General features: G+C 41.7%; 5 protein-coding genes. All 5 read left to right on the top strand.

Going from position 1 to position 5,006, the window contains the following annotated elements; genetic code table 11:
• On the top strand, window positions 1-775 hold a 775-nt coding region (locus JWP71_RS13060), incomplete at its 5' end, for a transaldolase family protein (protein WP_299500719.1).
• Between the two features lie 12 nt (window positions 776-787).
• Window positions 788-1,411: an HAD-IA family hydrolase gene (locus tag JWP71_RS13055; protein WP_299500717.1), complete on the top strand. Its 624-nt coding sequence runs from the start codon at window positions 788-790 to the stop codon at window positions 1,409-1,411.
• Window position 1,412: 1 nt separating this feature from the next.
• Window positions 1,413-2,834 carry an NADP-dependent phosphogluconate dehydrogenase gene (gene gndA, locus JWP71_RS13050; RefSeq protein ID WP_299500715.1) on the top strand — a complete coding sequence of 474 codons (1,422 nt, stop codon included), beginning with the start codon at window positions 1,413-1,415 and terminating at the stop codon, window positions 2,832-2,834.
• A gap of 18 nt (window positions 2,835-2,852) precedes the next feature.
• Window positions 2,853-4,367, top strand: coding sequence for a glucose-6-phosphate dehydrogenase (gene zwf / locus JWP71_RS13045; protein WP_299500713.1), 1,515 nt, complete (start codon window positions 2,853-2,855; stop codon window positions 4,365-4,367).
• A gap of 115 nt (window positions 4,368-4,482) precedes the next feature.
• Window positions 4,483-5,006 (top strand): 6-phosphogluconolactonase (gene pgl, locus JWP71_RS13040; RefSeq protein ID WP_299500711.1); only part of this gene is annotated, 524 nt, incomplete at its 3' end.

Raw genomic sequence — 5,006 nt, 5'->3', positions numbered from 1 at the left:
TAGTTTAGAGGTATCTCCATTTTTGGCTTTAAAAGGTGCCGAAACTTTTGAGCAGGCAAAACTGCTTTGGAAACAAGTTGATCGCGAAAATGTAATGATTAAGATCCCGGGTACACAACCTGGTTTATATGCTATACGCAAATCTATCGCGCAAGGTATTAACATTAACGTTCCCCTGTTATTTGGTTTGCCACGTTACGAAGCTGTAACCGAAGCTTATATTTCTGGTTTAGAAGATCATTTGGCTGCGGGCCACAGTATCGAGCATATCTCATCTGTAGCCAGTTTCTTTTTAAGCCGTATAGATGTATTGATCGACCCGATATTAGACGAAAAAGGCTTAGGCGACCTGAAAGGCGAAGTTGCCATTGCATCTGCCAAAAAAGCATACGAAATTTACAAAAGAGTGTTCAGCGGTCCACGTTGGGAAAAACTGGCAGCTAAAGGCGCTAAACCACAACGTTTACTATGGGCAAGTACCAGCAGTAAGAACCCTGCATTTAAAGACACCAAATATGTTGAGGCTTTGATAGGTGCGGATACTGTTGATACCGTTCCTTTGGAAACTATTGAAGCATTCCGCGATCATGGTATTGCTGCAGATACATTAGAGCAAGGATTGGATAAAGCAACCGAAGCTTTGGATCGTGTTAAAGCGGCAGGTATTGATATTGACCAGATCACTCAGCAATTAGAAGACGAGGGTATTGATAAATTCAACCAACCTTTCGAAAAACTATTACAATCTATAGAAGCTCAAAAAAGCAAGGTTTAAATAAGTTGGGTAATGGAAACTAACGACCTTAAAATACTTTTTTTTGATATCGGCGGTATATTGTTAACCAATGGCTGGGGGCATGAATCGCGTAAGCTGGCTGCCGAAAAATTCGGGCTGGATTATGCCGAGGTAAATGCCCTGCATACCTTCATTTTCAATGTATATGAAATTGGCAGCGTAACGCTGGATGAATATCTTGATACTGTAGTATTTAATCATCCGCGCGATTTTGCAAGGGAAGACTTTAAGGAGTTTATTTACCAGCAATCTGTTGAGCTGCCTACGCTGGCCTGGTTAAAGGAATGGAAGAAAGATTGCGGCTTCCGCATCATTTCTATTAATAATGAAGGCAAGGAGTTAAATGATTACCGGGTGAAGAAGTTTAAGCTGCATGATTTTTTTGATGCTTTTGTATCATCATGCGAGGTTAAGCTGCGCAAACCCGATCCAAGTATCTGGAAACTGGCTATGGGCATAGCGCAGGTACAACCTAACCAATGTGTTTATTTTGACGACCGGATAATGTTTGTTAACGCGGCACAGCAATTGGGTATCAGGTCCTTTCAGCATACCGACCTTGAATCGACCAAAAAAATATTACAACAATTAAAAGAGGAAAACCACAACAAATAATATGAGCACACCAAATAAATATGATTTCGGCATGATAGGCTTAGGCACTATGGGCCGTAACTTACTATTAAACATGGGCGACCATGGTGTAAAAGGGGCAGGCTTTGATAAAGACGCGTCAAAAGGCGCTTTGTTAGAGCAGGAAAGCAAGCACGGAAACCTTAAAGGTTTTAGTGATGTAAAAGAATTTACAGCCAGCCTTAACAGCCCGAAAGCAATTATGATGTTGGTGCCTGCCGGTAAAATTGTTGATGATGTTATTGAAGAACTATTGCCTTTACTGGATAAGGGTGATTTAATTATAGATGGCGGAAACTCTTACTTTTTAGATACTAACCGCAGGGTAGAGTATTTGGAAGGTAAAGGCATTCACTTTTTCGGTATGGGCATATCAGGCGGTGAAGAAGGCGCGCGCAAAGGGCCAAGTATGATGCCGGGTGGCGATAAAGAAGCTTACAATGTAATGAAGCCTATTTTAGAGTCGATAGCGGCTAAGGTTGATGGCGCGCCATGCGTTACTTACATTGGCCCCGGTGCTGCCGGTCACTTTGTTAAAATGGTACATAACGGTATTGAGTATGGTGTAATGCAATTGCTTGCCGAAACCTACGAGATACTTAAAAAAGGCTTAAAGCTGGATAACGACGCTATTGGTAAGATATTTACCGAGTGGAACGAGGGCCGTTTAAAATCATTCCTGATGGAAGTTACCCGCGATATATTTCAATACAAAGCGCCGGGCACAGATCATTTATTATTAGATGATATAAAGGACGAAGCGAGAGCAAAAGGAACCGGTAAATGGACATCGCAAGTAGCTATGGACCTTCAGGCTCCTATACCAACTGTAGATTCATCAGTTGCCATGCGCGACCTTTCTAAATACAAAGCATTAAGAGTAAAAGCAGCGGCGTTATACAGCCAGGAAGACCCAAAGCTTGATGTTGATACTAAAACATTCTTAGCCGAATTAGAGCAAGCCTTTTATTTTAACATGATCATTACTTATTCGCAAGGCATGCACATGTTGTTAAGGGCATCCGAAGAATATAAATACCAGCTTAAATTAGATGAGATAGCTAAAATATGGCGCGGTGGCTGTATCATCAGGTCGGTGTTTTTAAATGACATTTATAACGCCTATCAAAAAGATGCCAAATTAGAGCACTTACTATTAGACAGCCAGGTACAAAAAGACGTTACCGATGCCGTTAAAGGTGCCAGATCAGTATTATCAAAAATAACAGCGGCAGGTATTGCCGCGCCTTGTTATGCGGCATCATTAAGTTATTTCGACGCGTTCCGCAGCGCAAGAATGCCTTCAAACCTTATACAGGCTCAGCGCGATTATTTTGGCGCGCATACTTATGAGCTAATAGGTAAAGAAGGAACTTTCCATACCCAATGGGTAGCTAAAAATTAATTAAAATAAGATATTATCATGTCTATAATAAAATCAGATCCCACCATATTTGTCATATTCGGCGGTACCGGCGATTTAAACTCGCGTAAACTTGCCCCGGCACTGTATAATTTATTTCTTGACGGATGGTTGCCAGCGCAATTTTCTATCATCGGTACCGGGCGTACCAAATTAACTGATGAGCAGTTTAGAGCAAATTTGCTTGAAGATATAAACAATTTCTCGCGTAGTGGTAAAGCCGTTAAAGCCAAATGGGATGAATTTGAAAAAAACATTTACTACCAGGTTTCGGACGCTAAAGACGCCGAAACTTATAAAGAGTTTGGCAAACGTGTAGATGCACATAACGCCGAGTGGAAAACAAGAGCTAATGTTATTTATTATTTAGCGGTATCACCTTCATTCTTCCCAATCATCACGGCAAATTTGGCTAAAGCCAAACTGACCACCGATGTAGAAAGGGCACGTATTGTAATTGAGAAACCATTTGGACACGACCTGGAATCTGCAAAAGAATTGAATAAATTACTTGCGGGTCTTTTTAATGAAAAACAGATATACCATATAGACCATTATTTAGGTAAGGAAACAGTACAGAACATTATGGCTTTCCGTTTTGCCAACTCTATATTGGAACCTATCTGGAACCGTAATTATATAGAGCACGTACAGATTTCTGTTACCGAGCAATTAGGAGTTGAAGACCGCGGCGATTATTATGACGGTGCAGGTGCTATGCGCGACATGATCCAAAATCACTTGTTGCAATTGCTGTGCCTGGTGGCTATGGAAACTCCGGTTAATTTTAATGCCGACGAGATACGTAACCGCAAAGTTGATGTATTACATGCGATGCGCAGGTTTTCGCCCGAGGATGTGCGTATGTCGGCTGTAAGGGGGCAATATGCTAAAGGCTGGATGGAAGGTAAAGAAGTACCGGGCTACCGCGAAGAACCTAAGGTTGATCCAAACTCAAATACCGAAACATTTGCCGCAATTAAATTCTTTGTTGATAATTGGCGCTGGCAGGGTGTACCATTTTATGTACGTACCGGCAAAAGGCTGCACCAATCATCATCCGTGATTTCTATACAGTTTAAAGACGTGCCGCATAAGGTATTCCCTACCGAGGCTACCGAAAGCTGGCAACAAAACAGGTTAATCATCAGTATACAGCCTGAAATGAGCATCCGCCTGCAAGTACAGGCCAAACGCCCGGGGCTGGATATGATATTAAATACCGTTGATATGGTATTTGATTATAAAGGAACTTATACCAATCAGGCACCAGAGGCCTATGAAACTTTATTATTAGATACCATGCTGGGCGACCAAACCTTGTTTATGCGTGGCGACCAAATAGAAGCAGCATGGGAACTGATTATGCCAGTATTAAGCACCTGGACCAATAAAAAGAGCCTGAATTTCCCTAATTATTCTGCCGATTCATGGGGCCCTGAAAGTGCCGAGGCGCTTATCGCCCGTGATGGTTTTAACTGGTTCTCTTTACCGTTAAATGGTAGTAAAAAATAATAAGCCCCTCCCAACCCTCCCAGAAAGGGAGGGCTTTAAAAAAGATGGAAAAAGTCTCCCCCACCGGAGGAGACTTTAGAAGAGGCTAATAATAAAGGATTTATAAAACTTAGCAATGAACTTAAACATTTTCAATACGGAAGACGAAGTACTTGATGCTTTAGCTCAATACTTTGTAAAAATAGCCAACGAAGCTATCGCTGCAAAAGATAAATTCTCAGTGGCATTATCAGGCGGCAGCTCTCCCAAAAAATTGTATGAGTTGTTAGCTTCAACCATTTACGCGGATAGCGTAGAATGGAGCAAGGTTTATTTCTTTTTTGGTGATGAGCGCAATGTGCCGCAAACCGATAAGGATAGTAATTACCTGATGGCAAAAAAAGCTTTGTTTGAGCCTTTGTATATTGATAGCGATCATATTTTCGCGGTTGATACAACGCTGACTCCAAAAGAGGCTGCACAAAAATATGCCGAAACCATAGCAGAGTTCTTTGACGAGGATGAAATGAGCTTTGACCTGGTATTATTAGGTTTAGGTGATAACTCGCATACCGCGTCGCTGTTTCCTTACACCCCGGTTTTGCATGATGTAACCCCATCGGTAAAAGAAGTTTGGCTGGAAGATCAGCAGGTATATCG

Origin of the sequence: Mucilaginibacter sp. (assembly GCF_028287845.1) — a bacterium.
Lineage (GTDB): Bacteria > Bacteroidota > Bacteroidia > Sphingobacteriales > Sphingobacteriaceae > Mucilaginibacter.
The sequence above is the reverse complement of the archived record's forward strand: the minus strand, read 5'-3'. Positions and strand labels throughout refer to the sequence as shown.